Origin of the sequence: Streptomyces sp. LX-29, assembly GCF_029541745.1 — a bacterium.
Classification (GTDB): domain Bacteria; phylum Actinomycetota; class Actinomycetes; order Streptomycetales; family Streptomycetaceae; genus Streptomyces.
The window spans coordinates 7,125,172-7,143,205 of sequence record NZ_CP089746.1 but is presented as its reverse complement, the minus strand read 5'-3'; the positions used below and the strand labels follow the sequence as shown (position 1 = coordinate 7,143,205).

Annotated in this window: 6 protein-coding genes; all 6 read right to left on the bottom strand. The window is 74.2% G+C overall.

Features of this window, described 5'->3' with window-relative positions; genetic code table 11:
- Nucleotides 1-126: 126 nt before the first annotated feature.
- Nucleotides 127-504, bottom strand: a complete 378-nt coding sequence (locus LRS74_RS29835) for a GYD domain-containing protein (protein WP_277743909.1) — start codon at nucleotides 502-504, stop codon at nucleotides 127-129.
- Nucleotides 505-771: 267 nt separating this feature from the next.
- The gene (locus LRS74_RS29830; protein WP_277743908.1) at nucleotides 772-1,770 is read right to left on the bottom strand and encodes a class I SAM-dependent methyltransferase; all 999 of its coding nucleotides are present in this window, start codon (nucleotides 1,768-1,770) and stop codon (nucleotides 772-774) included.
- 123 nt (nucleotides 1,771-1,893) lie between these two features.
- Nucleotides 1,894-2,658, bottom strand: coding sequence for an alpha/beta fold hydrolase (locus tag LRS74_RS29825; protein WP_277743907.1), 765 nt, complete (start codon nucleotides 2,656-2,658; stop codon nucleotides 1,894-1,896).
- Between the two features lie 113 nt (nucleotides 2,659-2,771).
- Nucleotides 2,772-5,939 carry an amino acid adenylation domain-containing protein gene (locus LRS74_RS29820; RefSeq protein WP_277743906.1) on the bottom strand — a complete coding sequence of 1,056 codons (3,168 nt, stop codon included), beginning with the start codon at nucleotides 5,937-5,939 and terminating at the stop codon, nucleotides 2,772-2,774.
- Nucleotides 5,936-11,551: a type I polyketide synthase gene (locus LRS74_RS29815; protein WP_277743905.1), complete on the bottom strand. Its 5,616-nt coding sequence runs from the start codon at nucleotides 11,549-11,551 to the stop codon at nucleotides 5,936-5,938. Before LRS74_RS29815 ends, LRS74_RS29820 begins: the two co-directional genes overlap by 4 nt.
- The gene (locus LRS74_RS29810) at nucleotides 11,544-17,900 is read right to left on the bottom strand and encodes a type I polyketide synthase (RefSeq protein WP_277743904.1); all 6,357 of its coding nucleotides are present in this window, start codon (nucleotides 17,898-17,900) and stop codon (nucleotides 11,544-11,546) included. Before LRS74_RS29810 ends, LRS74_RS29815 begins: the two co-directional genes overlap by 8 nt.
- Between the last annotated feature and the right edge of the window lie 134 nt (nucleotides 17,901-18,034).

Below are 18,034 nucleotides of genomic sequence, written 5' to 3'. Positions count from 1 at the left end.
GGATAACTGCTCACGTCTTCCTCTTTCGGACAGGCTCAGGACACATGCGCCGCGGGCGCGCCGGCACACCGCCGGAAGCCGTCGTGTCGAATTCACGACGGCTTCCGCCGGTAGATGGGCGAGAAACTACTCAGCGGCCTTTTCGGCGTCCTCGGACTCCGGCGGCGACTGCGGCGGGTAGAAGAGGTCACGGGCCGGCTCGGCGCGCTTCAGAGCACCGACGAATTCATCGGTGTCGACCAGCGGAATCAGCTTGCTGTTGCTGAAGGCGCCGGTCGAGTAGCCCGTCAGCACTGCGGCGTGGGCGGCCTCGAGGTCCGGGAAGTCGACGACGACGGCGAAGTTGTACTCGACGTCGCGGGTGAACCAGTAGTTCACGACCTTTCCGCCGAGGGAACCGTAGAACTTGAAAGCGTGCTCGTCCCGGGCGACGATGCCCTGGGGATTGTGCAGCACACCCCGGACGACTTCCTGTGAATACTGGGCAAGAATCAGGTACTGCACGACAACACCCCTCAAGGAAAAACCAGCTTTCCCGCAGATGCTGCCTGGCGGGCCGGGGCCGCGACAGACCTCTGTCAGCAAGACGACAGGCCCTGTCGCGCTGCGGCCACGGGGCGGTGTCCGGGCGGTGAGCTCACCGGCGTGAGCGGCGGTGCGGCGTCGGCGTGTCCCGGAGACGGGTCAGGGGCGCAGACGGGTGTCTGCGCCCCTGACGGCGCGGTGGCCGACGCCCCGGTGCGCCGCTGTGGGCACCGGGGCGTCGACACGTCACTCCACGGGAACGAGGTGGAACATCACGCTGTCCGCCGGGACGGAGATGGGGTGCTGTCCCGCCACGCGCCAGCCGGCCTCCTCGAAGACCGGGCCCCACTCCTCCAGGGTGGGCAGGTAGTCACCCATCACGGCGTGCGCGAACTCGAAGGCCATGCTGAAGATGGGCATGTCGCGGTCCCCGTACGCGGTCGTGCGGGTGGCGTCGGCGAGCAGGAAGTGCTTGAGGTCGGGGAAGACCTCCCGGATGCGGCGCAGGGAGGCGACGGCCTCGGCACGGGGCCAGAAGTCGTGGCCCATCATGAAGGAGGTCAGCAGGTCGACCCCGGCGTACTCGGGGCGCGGCTCGAGGGCCGTGGCGTCGCCCTGGGTGATGGTGATCCGGTCGGCGAGGCCCGCTTCCGCGACGGCCTTGGTGGCGACGTCGATGGCTCCGTCGGCCGCGTCGATGCCGAGACCCCGCACGCCGGGCCGGGACTGGGCCAGCCGGATCAGGCGCCCGCCGCTGCCGGAGCCGAGGTCCGCGACGTAGCTGAAGTCCAGCTCGTTCACGACCGGCAGGAAGACCGGGTCCCACCACTCCGCGTTGATCTCACGGCAGGCGACGCTGATGGCGGCCGCGTCGCGCCGGTAGAAGGAGCCGACCCGGTTGTCGGTGCGGAGCAGGTCCGGGAGGGTGCTGAACAGCTCCCCACACCCGCGGGTCATCCAGTGGAACAGGGACTTGGAGCGGTCCGCCTCCGCGAAGTTCGGGCCGGGCCGGACGGCGTCCTCGTGGTCGGGGTCCCGGCTGACCACGTCGGCCGAGGCCAGCACCCGCACGAGTTCCCGCAGGGAGGCCGCGTCGAGCCCCTGTCCGGCCGCGAACGCCCCCATCTCCAGGGAGCCCTGCTCGCGTATCGCGTCGAAGACGCCGATCTCCCACGCCGCGCTGATCGACCATGCCGCCAGGGCGTGGTTGTACACCTCGGTCATCGTCGCGCCAGTCTTGTTCACGCCGTACTCCTCGTGGGGTTCTGTTGCTTCTGCTGCTTCTGTTGCGGTTGCTTGGGTCGGATCGGTGGGGTCTGTCGGTTCGGTGGCTCCGGCGGCTGCCGGTGGTGGGCGGTCCATGGGGCCCTACGCGTCCACGCGGCGCAGCGCGTCGCGGATGTGCTCGGCGACGGCCTGCTCGTGCCGGTGGAGGAAGAAGTGGTCGTCGTCCACCAGGTGCAGCCGGAAGTCGCCGTCGGTGTGCTCGCGCCAGTTCTCCACGGACCAGGTGGGCACCTGGTCGTCGCGGGTCCCGCCGAAGGCGGTGACCGGCATGGCGAGCGGCGACCGCGGTCGGTAGCGGTAGCTCGCCAGGACGGAGAAGTCGGCGCGGATCCGCGGCAGGCACAGGTCGAGGAGGTCCTCGTCCTCGAACAGCTCGCGCGGGGTGCCGTTGAGTCGCCGCACCTGCGCGACGAACTCCTCGCGGGGCAGGTCGTGAATGCGCCACTCGGGGCGTTCCACGTCGGGGGCCGCGCACGCGGACACCGCGAGCAGCCGCGCGGGAGTTCCCGTCAACTCCTCCAGGCGGCGGGCGAGTTCGTGCGCGAGCATGCCGCCCATGCTGTGCCCGAAGAGGGCGTAGCGGTCTCCGGTCCAGGGCGCGATGACCGTCGCCAGGCGTTCGGCGAGGGAGTCGAAGTCCTTCTCGGGCTCTTCGTGGAGCCGGTTCTCGCGGCCCGGGAGCTGCACGGGGACGAACGCCGCGTCGGCGTCGCCGCGTCGGGCCCAGGTGCGGTAGAGGCCGGCGCCGCCGCCCGCGTAGGGGAGGCAGAAGACCCGGACCGGCGCCTCGGGGTCGGGCAGGCCGAAGGGGAACACTACGGCGGGGTCGTCGCGTGTGGGGCTCATGAGGTCCTTTCCGATGAGCGAGCGGTGGCCGTCGGGCCTGCCCGCGGGGGGATGGTCGGTGGCGCCCGGGGCGCGGCCGGGTGGTCTCCCGGGCTGCCGGTGTGCCCGTGGGGTCAGGAGCCTGGGGTCGACGTGGGGTCGAGGGCGGCGGCGCAGGACGCGACGGTGGGGTTCTCCAGCACCGCGCGTACGGAGAAGTCGACCTGCCACTCCTGGCGGACGCGGGAGGCGATGCGGGTGGCCTTGATGGAGTTGCCGCCCAGGACGTAGAAGTCCTCGTGGAGGCCGACCTCTTCCAGGCCGAGGGTCTCGGCCCACAGCTCCGCCATCCTGCGCTGGGTCGGGGTGGCGGGTGCCGTGTCCGCGCCGGCCGGGGCGGCCCGCTCCGGCTCGGGCAGCGCCGCGTGGTCCAGCTTGCCGTTGGCGGTCAGGGGCAGGGAGTCCAGGGTGACGAAGGCGTTGGGCACCATGTAGTCCGGCAGCCTCTTGCGCAGCACCTCGCGCCAGTCGTCCGCCGCCTGTCCGGCGTCGGGCGCCAGGACCAGGTAGGCGACCAGGAGCTGGTCGCCGGCTCCGGCGCCGTCGCGGACGACGACGGCGGCGTCCTTCACCGCCGGGTGGTCGCGCAACGCGCTCTCCACCTCGCCGGTCTCGATGCGCAGGCCGCGGAGCTTGGTCTGGCCGTCCACCCGGCCGACGAACTCCAGCCGTCCGTCGGGCCGCCAGCGCAGCAGGTCCCCGCTGCGGTAGAGGCGGGAGCCGGGCACGTCGGAGAAGGGGTCGGCGGGGAAGCGCTCGGAGGTGAGCTCCGGGCGGTTGAGGTAGCCGCGGCCGACCTGGACACCGCCGAGGCACAGCTCGCCGGGGATGCCGACGGGGACGGGCTGGCCGTTGCCGTCGAGCACATGGAGCCGCACGCCCCGCACCGGGCGCCCGACCGAGGGCCAGTTCCCGTCGGCCGCGCACTCCTCCACCGTGGCCCAGATGCTGGTCTCCGTGTGCCCGTAGACGTTGAACACGCGGACGTCGGGGCACCAGCGGGCGAGCAGCTCAGGGGAGACCGATTCGCCGCCGAGCACGATCCCGCGCAGATGGGGCAGTCGGGTCCGGGCGTCCAGCGGCAGGGCCGCCAGCGCGGAGGGCGCCATGACGAGCCAGCTGACGCGCTCGCGTTCCAGCAGGTCGACCAGGGCCGGTCCGGGCATGACGTCGTCCCGCGTGGCCAGGCAGAGGACCGCGCCGGTGCCGAGGGCGAGGAAGACCTCGAACACCGAGGCGTCGAAGCTCGGGGAGGCCCACTGGAGCACCCGGTCCCCCGGGCCGGCGCCGAACGCCTCCCGCTGGGCGAGGCAGCTGTTCACCGCTCCGCCGTGGGTGACCAGGGCGCCCTTGGGCCGTCCGGTGGACCCCGAGGTGTAGATGACGTACGCGAGGTCGTCGGGCTCGACGCCGCTGGGGAGGGCCTGCGTCGGCCACCGGTCGAGGGCCGCGCTCGGCTCGTCCAGCAGGATGCGGGGGACGTCCAGCTCGGGCAGGTGTCCGCACGCCGTGCCGCTCGTGAGCAGCAGGGAGAGCCCGGCGTCCCGGCTCATGAAGGCCAGGCGCTCCTCGGGGTAGGCGGGGTCGAGCGGCACGAACGCGCCGCCGGCCTTGAGCACCCCGAGCATCGCGACGATCAGGTCCGTCGAGCGGTCCAGACAGAGACCGACCCGGAGTTCGCGGCCGATGCCGTGTTCGCGCAGCAGGTGCGCCATCTGGTTGGCGCGGTCGTCGAGCTGTCGATACGTCAGCGTCTTGTCGCCGAAGGTCAGGGCCGGGGCGTCCGGGGACAGCGCCGCCCGCTCCTCGAAGAGCTGCTGGAGGCAGAGCGTGGAGGGTGCCACGGTCTCGCCGCGTCCCCACGCGTCGACGGCGCGCCGCTCCTCGTCGGTCAGCAGGGAGATGTCCCGCGGCGGGAGCGTGAGGTCGGCGGCCAGGGTCTCCAGGATCGTGGCGTAGTGGCCCAGCATGCGCTCGACGGTGGCCGCGTCGAAGCGGCTCCTGTCGTATCCGATGCGCAGGCTGATCTCCTCGTCGGGGATGACGAGGACGGCCAGCGGATAGTTGGTGTGGTACCGGTACTCGCCCCGCCGGACGGCGAGTTCGCCGCTGCGGTTGCCCAGGTTGCCCATCCTCGGCACGTTGAGGATCGTCATGATGCTGTCGAACAGCGGCTCGCCCGGCTCCGCGTCGCTCCACTGCTGCACCTCGGCCAGGGGGCTGGCGAGGTGCTGCCGTACACCGGTCTGGGTGGCCTGCATGCGCGCGCAGGCCTCGACGAACGGGCGGTGCGGGTCGAGGTGGGCCCGCAGCGGCAGCGTGTTGATGAACAGTCCGAGCGTGTCCTCGATCCCGTCGAGCTCGGCCGGGCGGTGCGTCATGGTCATCCCGAAGACGACGTCCGACTGGTCGGTGTAGCGGCTCAGGAGCAGGCCCCAGGCGGTCTGCAGCACGGTGCTGAGGGTGAGCCGGTGCTCCCGGACGAGGCGGCGCAGGGCGTCGCCGGTCTCCCTGGAAAGCGTTCGCGTCACCTCCGGGTTCTCCCGGTCGTCGCCCTGCGCCCCGTTCGGCCGCTCCGACAGGTGCTGCGGGGCCGCCACGGCCAGCGGTGCCGGCCGGAAGCCGGCGAGTTGGGCGCGCCAGAACTCCTCGGTGCCGCGCATGTCCTGGCCGCGCAGCCAGGTGACGTAGTCGTGGTACGGCCGCACGCGGGGGGTGGGCGGCGTCTCGCCGCGCACGAGGCGGTCGTAGCCGACGAGCACGTCCTCCAGCAGCATCAGGGCCGACCAGGCGTCCAGCAGGATGTGGTGGTAGCGCAGGACGAAGATGTGGCGCCGCTCGGCGACCCGGATGAGGTGCAGCCGGAACAGGGGCGGGCGGTCCAGCTGGAAGCCGCGACCGCGGTCGGCGCGCAGGAAGTCCTCCAGGCGCTCCTCGACGCCCGCCGCCTCGCCTGTGTCGGCGTCCCGCCAGTCGTGTCGCTCGATGCGCGCGGAGCCGTGGGCGTGCACGACCTGCGCCGGCTCGGCGATCTCCTCCCAGTGGTACGAGGTGCGCAGGATGGTGTGCCGGTCGACGGCCCGCTGCCAGGCCCGTTCCAGCGCGTCGGTGTCCAGGTCGCCGTCGAGGGTCTGGATGATCTGGTCGACGTAGAAGGACGTACCGGGGTCGAGGATGGTGTGGTAGAGGAGGCCCTGCTGGAGCGGGGAGAGGGGGTGGACTCCCTCGATGCTCGTGGTCATCGGCTCCGCCTTTCTGTGGTGCTGTCGTCGGCTTGGGTGTCGTCGGCCGCGTCCGTGCAAGCCTCGGGTGCGGGCTCGTCGGTCATGACGGCGCCGATGCGCGAGAGGAGCCGTTGCAGGTCGCCCTCGGCCAGGTGACTGCCGGCCACGCCGGAGGGCGCGGGGGCGTCGGGCTCCGGGGCCGGCCGGTCGCGCTCGTCGGCGGGCGGCGGGGTCACCGTGCCGGCCGACGCGGCGAGTTCGGCGATCGTGGGGTGGGCGAAGAAGTCGGCCTCGGTGAGCCGGATGCCCGCCTGCTTGGCCCTGCTGACGATGCGCAGGCTGGTGATGGAGTCGCCGCCCAGCCGGAAGTAGTCGTCCTCGACGCCGATGGGGTGGATGCCGAGCAGCGACTCCCAGATCGTCACGAGCGCGGCCTCCCGGTCGTCGCGGGGCGCGACGGCGGGTCCGAGGGTGTCGGGGCGGTCGTAGACGGTCTGCCGGTCGGCGGACCGGCCGTCGCGACGGGCGCGGGCCGCGGTGTCCGCCGCGGACGAGCGCCTGCCGCCGGCCTCGCCGGCGTGGACGTACGCGTGGTGGACGCCGGTGCGCAGCACGTCCTCCAGGGCGTGGAACGCGGGTTCGGGCTCCAGCATGCCGAAGCCGCTCTCCCGCACCCGGCGGCCGGCGTGCTCGTCGAGGGTGGCGACCATCCCGGAACCGCTCCACGGCCCCCATGCCACGCTGGTCGCGGGCAGTCCGAGGAACTGCCGGTGATGGGCGAGGGCGTCCAGGAACGCGTTCGCGGCGGCGTATCCGCTCTGGCCGCGCGAGCCCATGAGAGCGGCCACGGACGAGTAGAGGACGAAGAACTCCAGCTTGGCGTCGCGCGTCAGCCGGTGCAGGTTCCAGGCGCCGCGCATCTTGGGGGCCATGACCGCGCGCAGCCGGCCGGCGTTCTGCCGCCGCACGCTGCCGTCGTCCAGGACGCCGGCGGCGTGGATCACGCCGCGCAGCGGCGGCATGGCGGCGGCCACGTCGGTGAGGACCCGCGCGACGGCGTCGAAGTCCGAGACGTCGGCCTGGTTGACGACCACCTCGACGCCCGCCCGCCGCCATGTCGCGATGCGCTCCCCGGCGGTCGCGGAGGGGGCCTTGCGCCCGATGAGGGCGAGGTGCCGGGCACCACGCCGCACCAGCCAGTCGGCGGTGTGCAGGCCGAGCGCGCCGAGCCCGCCGGTCAGCAGGTAGGTGCCGTCCGGTCGCACGATTTCCTCGGGGGCGGCCGTCCCGGGCGGGGCGACCCGCTCCGTTCCCGCGACGTACCGCCGGCCGTCGCGGATCGCGACCTGGTCGTCGCCGCCGCGGGCGAGTGCCTCGGCGGTCAGCGCCGCGGCCTCGCTCCGCGGCGACCGCCCGGCCGGGTCGAGGTCGAGGAGGACGCAGCGTACGTCGGGGTTCTCGGCGTTGGCGATGGCGGCGAGGCCCCACAGCGGCGCGTGCGTGACGTGGACCGGGTGGGCGGAGAGCGACCGCGCCCCCCGCGTGGCCACCAGGACCCGCGCGCGGTGCCCGGGGGCGCCCAGTGCCTGGAGGACGGCGAGGAGGGCTCCGGTCCCGCTCTCCTGGGCCCGGTCGAGGTCGTCCGCGGTGGGCTCCTCCCGAGGCTCGTCCAGTCCCCAGAGGAACGCCACGTTCGAGGGCGGTTCGGACCCGGCGTGCTCCCGGAGAAGCGTCGCGACGCCGTCCGCGTCGCGGGCCGTGGCCTCGACCAGGGTGACCCGCTGCCCGGCCTCGTCCAGCTGTGCGGCCAGGGCCGCCCCCACACCCCCGCGGTCGGCCAGGATCAGCCAGTCATCGGCGTCCGGGGTACCGGCGGGGTCGGCGTCCACGGCCTTCCACGCGGGGCGCCGGACGACGGCGGTGTCCCGGCGCAGCAGGGCGTCCGCCGCGACCCGGCGCACCCAGAGGCCGTCCAGCCGCAGCACGGCCTCGCCGTCGTCGTCGAGCAGCAGGACGTCGGCGACGACCGTGTCGCCGTCGGGACTCTGCTCCGGGCGCTCCTGCACACGGCACCACAGGGGTGCGGACGGCGGCTCCTTGTGGAAGCGCAGCGCGTCGAGCCGGATCGGGACCCGCACGCCGAGCTCCGCCTCGGGCCGGGCCGACCAGGCCAGGGCCACCACGGCCTGGACGCACGCGTCGACGAGGCCCGGGTGCAGCAGGAACGGCCCGTCCCCGCCGTCGTGGGCCGGCGGCACCATCCGGATCAGCAGCTCGCCTTCATGGCGGGTCAGTTCACCGAGGCGACGGAAGCCGTCGCCGAGCTCGGCGCCGCTCTCCCGCATGGCGGTGTAGAAGTCCTCGCCGTCGAGTCGCCGGCCCGGCCGGTCGAGCAGGTCGCCGAGCGCGGGCGGGCGGACCTCCGCCTCGGAGCCGGTGCGCACGGTGCCCACGGCGTGTGTCGTCCAGGCCCGCTGGTCCGTGGTTCCGGCGGGCGCGCTGACCACGCGGAAGTTCCGCGGCTCGGTGTCCTCGCCGGCGGCGGGGCCCGGGACGCCGTCGGATCCGTCCGGCCCGGCGATGATCAGTTGGATGTCGCGCTCGGCGTCGTCCAGCGCGAGCGCCTGCGGGAAGGAGACCCCCTCCAGCACGGCGCGCCCGCCGGTCCCCTGCCCCGCGGCGAGGTCGTGCACGGCGGCGACGGTCATGGCGAGGTGGGACGCGGCCGGGACCACCACCTCGTCGAAGAGCACGTGGTCCGCGAGGAAGGCCGGGGAGTCGGCCGTGAAGCGGGTCTGGTGGACGGTGTCGCGCAGCGCGGGCGAGCTCAGCCGGGTGCCGGGGAAGACGGGCGTGCCCGCCGGCCGTGAGCCGCGTGCGCCCCGGGTGTCCCGCCAGTAGCGCTTGCGTCCGAAGGGGTACGTGGGCAGGGACACCCGACGTCCGCCCGATCCGGCGTGCACCGCCCGCCAGTCGATGTCGGCCCCGGCCTCGTACAGCTGCCCCAGGGTCTGGAGGATCTGCCGCTCGTCGTCGGTGCGGCGGGACAGGGAGGGCAGCCAGAGCCGATCCCCTCGCGGGTCCAGGCCCTGCTTGGTGACCAGGCGGGTCAGGACGGGGTCGGGGCCGATCTCCAGGGCCGCGTCGAAGCGCCGCTCCAGCAGCGTGGCCACGGCGGGCAGGAAGCGGACCGCGTCGCGGGCGTTGCGCCGCCAGTAGTCCGCCCCCGCCATGTCCTCACCGCGGACGCGCCCGCCGGTCACCGTGGAGATGACGGGGACCGTCGCCGGCGCGTGCGGCACGTCGGCGGCCAGGGCGCCGAACGGCTCCAGCATCGGATCCATGAGCGCCGAGTGGAACGCGTGCGAGGTGGTGAGGCGGCGGACGCCGACCCCCTCGGCCTGGGCCCGTGTCAGCAGCTCGTCCAGGGCGTCGGCGGCGCCGGAGACGGCGGTCTGGTGCGGGCCGTTGACCGCCGCGACGCTCAGCCGGCCGTCGAAGGGGGTCAGCAGGGCCCGGACGGTGTCCTCGTCGGCGGCGACGACGGCCATCCCGCCCTCGCCGGGCAGCCGTCCCATGAGGCGGCCGCGTTCGGCGACCAGCGTCAGGGCGTCCTCCAGGCGCAGCACTCCGGCGGCGCAGGCGCCCGACAGCTCGCCGATGCTGTGGCCGAGGACGACGGAGGGCTTGACGCCCCACGACTGCCACAGCGATACCAGTGCGTAGGCCAGGGAGAACAGGGCGGGTTGGGCGTACTCGGTGCGGTCGATGAGCGTCGGGTCGGCCTCGTCCGCGTACAGGAGGTCCGTCAGGGACCAGCCGTACCGCTCCCGCAGCAGCCGCGCGCAGGTGTCGAGCGCCTGGCGGAACACCGGCTGGGTGGCGTACAGACCGGCGCCCATCCCGACGTACTGGGAGGCCTGCCCGGTGAAGAGGAAGGCGGTGCGGAACTCCCGGCCGCCGCCGCGCGGAGCGGACCCGGTGGCCGGCGCCCGCCAGGCGGCGAGCTGGACGGCGAGGTCCTCGGTGTCGGACGCGGCGAAGAACGCGCGGTGGGCGAAGTGGGCCCGTCCGGTGTCGGCGGAGTACGCCAGGTCCGCGCAGTCGAGTTCGGGGTGGAGCTCCAGGTGCCGACGGTAGCGCTCGACGACGCGGCCCAGGGCGGCCTCGTCCCGCGCGGACAGCGCGACCGGGTGCAGGGCCGGGCGGGCCGTGTCCCCGGCCGCGGGCGGGGGCGGGGAGACGGCGGGGGCCTCGGCGACGATCACATGGGCGTTGGTGCCGCCGATGCCGAAGGAGCTCACCCCGGCCGTGCGGGGCCGCTCGCCCCGGGGCCAGGGGCGGGCCTCGGCGGGCACGTCGAGCAGCAGCTCGTCCCAGGAGACCTGCGGGGTGCGCTCCCCCAGGTGCAGATGGGCCGGGATCTCCTGGTGCTGGAGCGACAGCACCACCTTCATCAGGCCCGCGACGCCGGCGGCCGCCTCCAGGTGACCGAGGTTGGTCTTCACCGTGCCCATCAGGAGCGGGCGTTCCGGTGAGCGCCCGCCGCGGTAGGCGGCGCCGAGCGCGTTCGCCTCGATGGGGTCGCCGATGGGGGTGCCGGTGCCGTGGGTCTCCACGTAGTCGACGTCCGCGGGCGCCACCCGTGCGGCCTTCAGGGCGGTGGCGATGAGGTCCTTCTGGGCGCTGCCGCTGGGGACCGTGAGGCCGCTGCCGCGGCCCCCGTGGTTCACCGCGGAGCCGCGCAGCACGGCGAGCACGGTGTCCCCGTCGGCCTGGGCGTCCGACAGGCGCTTGAGCACGACCATTCCGGCGCCCTCGCCGCGGGCGTACCCGTCGGCCGCGGCGTCGAAGGCGCGACTGCGTCCCTGGGGCGAGAGCACCCCGGCCTGGGACAGGTCGACGGTCATCTCCGGGGAGACCATGAGGTGGACGCCGCCGGCCAGCGCGAGGTCGCACTCCCCGGAGCGCAGGCTCTGCATCGCCAGGTGAACGGTCACCAGGGACGAGGAGCACCCGGTGTCGACCGCCAGGGACGGGCCGTGGAGGCCCAGCAGGTACGAGATGCGACCGGCCGCCACGCAGAACAGGTTGCCGGTGGCCATGTGCCCGTCGAGCCGTGTCAGGTCGGCGGTCTGCAGGAGCTTGTAGTCGTCGATCCCGATGCCGACGAACACGCCGGTCTGGGATCCCCGGAGGGCGGTGGGGTCCTGCCCCATGTGCTCCAGGGCTTCCCAGGCGACCTCCAGGAGCAGCCGGTGCTGCGGGTCGAGCGTCTCGGCCTCCCTCGGGGGGATGCCGAAGAACTCGGCGTCGAAGGTGTCGATCGTCTCGAGGAACCCGCCGCGTCTGGCCCGCGTGGTGCCGGGGCGTGCCCCCTCGGGGTCGTGCAGGCTCTCGGCGTCCCACCGCCCCTCGGGGACGGTGGAGGTGGCGTCCGTCCGGGACCGCAGCAGGTTCCAGTACGTCTCGGCGTCGTCGACGCCTCCGGGGAAGCGGCAGCCCATGCCCACCACGGCGATCGGCTCGGGAGGCGGGGTGGCGTGGGACCGCTGGCGGCGCAGGCGCTCCTCGAGGAGGCTCCGCTGGGCGGCGGGGAGCGCCGCGATGCGGTCGGCGATGCTAGTCATGGGTCGTGTCCCCTCCGGGCTCGTTCCCCAGCGTGAGCTGGTCCAGGTACCGGGCCGCCTCGTCGGCGGACAGGCTCTCCACCTCGGCGAGCAGTGCTGCCATGTCGTCCGGGTCCGCGGGATCCGCGGGATCCGAGGTGTCCGCGGCGTCGGCGTCGTGGGCGGTGGGCGCGCCGTTCGCGTCCCGCGGGGGCTCGGCGTCCGCCTCGTGGGCGCCCGGGGTGAGCGCCAGCTCGTCGAGGAGGTGGGCGGCGAGGGCGGCGCAGGTCGGGTGGTCGAACGGCAGCGTCCCGGGGATGGTCAGGCGGTCTCCCAGGTCCTCGCGCAGCCGCGTCACGAGTTTCAGCTTCATCAGTGAGTCCAGCCCGAGTTGGAAGAAGCCCGTGTCGGGGTCGACGGTGTGGTCCGCGGAGAAGCCCGCGATGTCGGCCACCAGGGCGCTCAGGTGGGCGATCAGCTGCTCCAGCCGGTCGCCGGGTTCGGTCGCGGCCAGCCGGTCGGGCAGCGACAGCGCGGCGGCGGTGTCCTCCGCGTCCGGTGCGGCGTCCTCGGTGACGGCTCCGTCCGGACCGTGCACGAGGGCGAGCAGGTCGCTGTTGGCGGTGGCGGGCAGCCAGCTCCGGTACGTGGCCCAGTCGACGGAGTACACACCCAGCTGGGGGGTGTCGCGGGCCAGGATCCGGTCGAGCAGCGGTGCGCCCTGTGCCCGGTCGATGGTCCGGGCCCCGCGCTCGCTCCACCGGTAGGCCGCCGCGGCCGTCGAGTCCGTCATACCGACGCCCTGCCAGGGGCCCCAGTTGACGCTCGTGGCGGGCAGTCCGAGCGCCCTGCGGTGGTGGGCCAGGGTGTCCAGCGCGGCGTTGGCGGCCGCGTAGTTGCCCTGCCCGGGGGAGCCGAGGACGGCGACGAACGACGAGAAGAGCACGAAGAAGTCGAGCGGCAGCTCGCGGGTGCACACGTCCAGGTGGTGGGCGCCGTGCACCTTGGGTGCCAGCACCGCGCGGTACCGGTCCCAGTCCTGCTGGAGCAGGGTGCCGTCGTCGAGGACACCGGCGGCGTGGAAGACGCCGCGCAGCGGCGGGCGTTCGCGGCCGAAGGAGGCCACGAGGTCGCGTACCTCGTCGGCGCGCGTCACATCGGCGTGCACGACGTCCACCCGGGCGCCCGCCGACCTGAGCTCCGCCAGCGTCGCGCGGGCTTCCGCACCGGGCGAGCGGCGGCCGACCAGCACCACGTGCCGTGCCCCGGCGTCGACCATCCAGCGCGCGGCGACCAGGCCGATTCCGCCGAGTCCGCCGGTGATCAGATAGCCGCCGTCGGCCCGCATCGTCACCGGTCCGGTCGTGCCGGGCTCCTTCTCCGCGGCCGTCACCCGCGCCACATGGCGCCGTCCGGCGCGGAAGGCCACCTGGTCCTCGCCGTCTCCCGCGAGGAGTTCGGCGACGAGAGCGGTGCCCGCCGTGTCCCCCGGTGCCGGGTCGAGGTCCACGAGACCGCCCCACACCTCGGGGTGCTCCAGGGCGACGACGCGCCCGAGTCCCCACAGCGCGCCCTGACCGGCGGAGCCCTCGACGGGCCGCTCGCCCACGGGCTGCGCCCCCGACGTGACCAGCCAGACGCGCGGCGCCCTTCCGTCCTCCCAGGAGGCCAGGGCGCGCACCGTGGCGAGCGCCGGGCGCAGCGAGCGCTCCAGGTGCTCCTCGAGGGTCGCGTCCGGCGCGTCGCCCACCAGGTGCAGCACGCCGCGGCAGGCGGGGCCGGACGCGCGGACGGCCTGGCGCAGGGCGTCGGGGAGATGGGTCTCGGGTTCCGCGGGGACCGGGAGTACGGTGCAGCGCTGTCCGGCCGTGCGCAGGGCCTGGGAGACCGAGCGGGTCAGCGGCCCCTCCGGGTCGTCCGTCAGCACGATCCACGCGTGGGGGTCGGCGGTCCCGGCCGTGCCGGTGAGCGGTCGCTCGTGCCACCCGAGGTGGTGCAGCCACGGGTACGCGTCCTCGTCGCCGGCCGCGAGCCGTCGCAGGATCGCGGGGAGCAGCTCGCGCTCCGCGTTCGACAGTCCGCCGCGGCGGGCCATCTCGTCGGCGACCCGGTCCACCTCGCCGCGGGCCAGCAGGTCGAGGAGCGTGCCCGTGGCGGGCTCCGTCGCGGTCAGCGGCGCCGGGGTGATCCAGTGCCGTTCGCGCTGCCACGGGTATTCCGGCGTGGTGACCAGACGCCCGGCCGCGGGGCGTACGGCCTTCCAGTCGATGGGGTGTCCCTGGGCCCAGAGGGTGCCGACGGCCTCCCGCAGAGCCCGCCGCTCCCCCGTCTCGCGGCGCATGGTCGGGACGACGACGCCCTCGTGGCCGGTGTGCTCCAGGCTCTGCGCCGCCGGCGCCACCAGCACGGGGTGCGGCCCGAGTTCCACGAACGTCCGGTGTCCCGCGGCGGCGAGCGCCTCGACGGCCGGCGCGAACCGGACGGGCTCGCTGATCGTCCGCACCCAGTACGCGGCGTCGAAGTGCGTTCCGGGGCGGAACTCCGCGTCGATGGTGGAGAACACCGGGATGTCGCACGCCCGCGGCCGGACGTCGGCCAGGAGGCGGCCCAGCTCCTGCTCGTACGCGCGCATCCGCGAGCTGTGCGAGGGGTAGCCGACGCGCAGCTCCCGCCGGAAGACCGCCGGGGCGAGGCTGTCGAGCAGCGCGCGCAGGGCCTGGGTCTCGCCGCTCACCAGGGTGGTGCGGGGCCCGTTGACGGCGGCGATGGACACCTCGCCGGAACCGGTCTCCAGGAGCTTCGCCACGTCCGGCGCCGCCAGGCCCACGGCGGCCATCCGGCCGGTTCCGGTCGCCTTCTGCAGGGTGCGGCCCCGGTGCAGCGCGACCAGTAGCGCGTCCTCCAGGGTGAGGGCTCCGGCGCAGTAGGCCGCGGCGATCTCACCGGCGCTGTGTCCGATGACGGCGGCGGGCCGGACGCCCCAGGAGCGCAGGAGTTCGGCGAGGCCGGCCTGGAGGGCGAAGAGGGCGGGCTGGGTGATCTCCGTCTCGTCGATGCGCGAGGAGTCCTCGGGCGCGTGCAGTTCCGCGATCAGGGACCAGCCGGCCTGTGCGGTCAGCCAGCGGTCGCACCGTTCGAGGACGTCGCGGAAGGCGGGTTCGTGGGCGAGGAGTTCACACCCCATGCGCGCGGCCTGGGCGCCCTGTCCCGAGAAGAGGAAGACCGGTCCGCTCGTGGTGCGCCGGGCCTTGCCCGTCATGAGGCCCTCGGCCGCGCGGCCGGCCTCGTACGCCTCCAGCAGGTCGGCGAGTTCGCCCGCGGTGGTGAAGACGGCGGCCGCGCGGTGCTCGTGCTGGTCGCGGCCGTGGGCGGCGGTGTGGCTCAGGTCGTCGAGGTCGACCCGGCCCGTCCCCTCGACCAGTCCCCGGGTGTCGCGGGCCAGTTGACGCAGCGCGGGGGCGCTGTGGGCGCTCAGGGGCAGGACGCGCACGCCGTGGGCCGGTACGGCCGGGTCGGCGAACTTCTCCGCCGCGGGCGGCAGCTCGGCCGGGTTCAGGTCGGCGGGGAGGATCTTGCGCCAGGCGAGGTCGCGTCCGGAGCGGTACAGCTCGCCGAGGGCGCTCAGCAGGGTCTCGCGGGCGCTCTCGTCGCGCCGCTGGGAGGCCAGCACCTGGACTCGCGCGCCGCGGTCGGCGGCGACGGCCGTCACCGGGCCGGTGAGCACGGCGTGCGGGCTGACCTCGAGGAAGTGGTCGTAGCCCTGGTCCAGGAGCAGCTGCACGGCCGGCGCGAAGAGCACGGGCCGGCGCAGGTTGTCCGCCCAGTAGTCGGCGTCGAGTTCGGCGCCGTCGACGACGTCCGCGGTCACCGAGGACACCATCGGCAGGGATGCCGTGGTGGTCCGGATCCCGCTCAGGGCGGCGCGCAGTTCGGGCAGGAGCGGGTCGCACTGCGCGCTGTGTGAGGCGACGCCCATGTTCACGCGTCGGCATCGCACGCCGCGGGCGTTCAGGTCGGCCAGGAGCGCGTCGAGGGCGTCGATGTCGCCGGACAGGACCGAGGTCGTCGGGGAGTTCGCGCCCGCGGCGTCCACGCCGGGGTGGTCGGCGAGGAGCCGGGGCACGTCGGCGAAGGGCACGTCCACGACGGCCACGGCCCCGTCGCCCTCGATCCGGCTCATCAGGCGGCTGCGCTCGCACACGACCCGCACCGCGTCCTCCAGGCTGAGGGCGCCCGCCACATGGGCGGCCGCGACCTCGCCGAGGCTGTGTCCGACGACGGCGTCGGGCTCGACGCCCCAGGAGCGCCAGAGGGCGGCGAGGGCGATCTGGACGGCGAAGACGGCGGGCTGCAGCACGGCCGTGTCGTCGAGCCTGGAGTCCGCGGCACCGCGGCGCAGTTCCTCGACGACGGAGATCCCGGACTGAGCGTCGATCAGGGCCGCGCACTCCTCCAGCGCGGCACGGAATGCGGGTTCGCCGTGCAGCAGGTCGAGGCCCATGCCGCACCACTGCGAGCCCTGGCCGGAGAAGACGAACGCGAGGCGGGAGGGGGCCGTCGTGGTGGGCGGGGTGACGCCGCCGGCGATGTCGCGCAGGGCGCCGACGAGTTCGTCCCGGGTGCGGACCGTCGCCACCACGCGGTGCGGGTGGCCGCTGAGGTTCAGTGCGGCGGACGCGCACCAGTCCGCGACGGAGTGCGTCGGTGTGTCGGTCACCGCGTCCAGCAGCGCGCCCGCCGCCGTCCTCAGGTCTTCGGGGGTGGGGCCGGACAGCGCGAGCGGCTGCGCGGGGCTGGTGGGCGGGCCTTCCACGACGACGTGGCAGTTGGTGCCGCCGAAGCCGAAGGAGCTGACGCCCGCGAGGAGCCGGTCGCCGCGGGCCGGCCAGTCGGTGGGCTCGGCCGGGACGGCGAGGCGCAGGTCGGCGAAGGCGATGTCGGGGTTGGGCGCGGTGTGGTGGAGGGTCGCGGGCAGCACGCGGTGCCGCATGGACAGCACCACCTTGATGAGCCCGGCGATGCCGGCCGCCGCCTCCAGGTGGCCGATGTTGGTCTTCACCGAACCGACCAGCAGGGGCGCGTCCGCCGGCCGGCCCGCGCCGAGGACCGTACCGAGGGCGTGCGCCTCGATGGGGTCGCCGAGTCGGGTCCCGGTGCCGTGCGCCTCCACGTACTGCACGTCGTGCGCGTCGACGCCGGAGCGGGCGTAGGCCGCGCGGAGCATGGCCTCCTGCGCCGCCGGGTTGGGGGCGGTGAGGCCGTTGCTGGGGCCGTCGTTGTTGACCGCGCTGCCCCGGATCAGGCAGTGGATCCGGTCCCCGTCGGCCAGGGCCGCCGAGAGGCGCTTGAGGACCACGACGCCGCCGCCCTCACCGCGGACGTAGCCGTCGGCGGAGGCGGCGAAGGCCGCGGACCGCCCGTTCGGGCTCATGGCGCCGAGCTTCGACATCGCGGCGCTGCCCTCCGGCGCGAGCACCAGGTTGACGCCTCCGGCCAGGGCCAGGGTGCTCTCGCCGGACCGCAGGCTCTGGCAGGCCAGGTGGAGGGCGACGAGCGAGGAGGAGCAGGCGGTGTTGACGCCGATGCTGGGCCCCTGGAGCCCGAGGGTGTACGAGACACGTGCGGGCACGATGCTCGGCTCCTGGCCGGTGGCGGTGTGCTGTTCGATCGCGTCGAGGCCACGCCCGGCCAGACGTGCGTAGTCGCTCCACAGGGTGCCGAGGAAGACGCCGGTACCGCTGTCCTTCAGGGACGAGGGGCGCACCCCGGCGTCCTGCAGGGAGCTCCAGGCGAGTTCGAGGGAGAGCCGCTGCTGGGGGTCCATCTGCGCGGCTTCGCGCGGGCTGATCCCGAAGAACCGCGGGTCGAACTGGTCCACGTCGGTGAGGAAGCCACCGCGACGGGTGCTCAGCTTCCCGGGGGCGGCCGGGTCCGGGTCGTACAGGGCCGCGGAGTCCCAACGCTCGGCGGGCACGTCGGTGACGGCGTCGGTTCCGGAGCGCAACAGGTCCCAGTACGCCTCCACGTCGGGGGCGCCGGGGAAGCGACAGGCCATGCCGATCACGGCGATGGGCTCGTCGGCCGGCGCCGCGGCGCCGAGGCCGGGCGACGACGCGGACGGCTCGGCCTCGGGACCGCCGTCGGCGAGTGCGCCGGACAGGCCCGCGATCGTCGGGAAGTGCCAGGCCACGGTGGGCGCGAGCGATATCCCGAGGTGCGCGGCCAGTCGCGCGGTGAGGGCGGTCATGCCCTCGGAGTCCATCCCCAGATCCCGGAACTGGGTGTCCATGTCGGCGTCGCGGACCGCTGTTCCGACTTCTTTCTCTACTTCTTGCCTAAGCCAGTCGGCGATGCCGTCCACGGTACGCACTTCCGCGCCCCCCGCTCCATGATGATGAATGACAACCAAGAGAGAAACATGACGTGAAACTGACCGGTTGTTTACCCGGAATGCGGAACCTCTCGCCGGAAGCCGAGCGCATACGTGGGCAGCACGGAACCACC

Coding starts and splice junctions, on each gene's coding strand:
- LRS74_RS29825 (WP_277743907.1), bottom strand. CDS start 2,658: ATGAGCCCCACACGCGACGACCCCGCCGTAGTGTTCCCCTTCGGCCTG.
- LRS74_RS29815 (WP_277743905.1), bottom strand. CDS start 11,551: ATGACTAGCATCGCCGACCGCATCGCGGCGCTCCCCGCCGCCCAGCGG.
- LRS74_RS29820 (WP_277743906.1), bottom strand. CDS start 5,939: ATGACCACGAGCATCGAGGGAGTCCACCCCCTCTCCCCGCTCCAGCAG.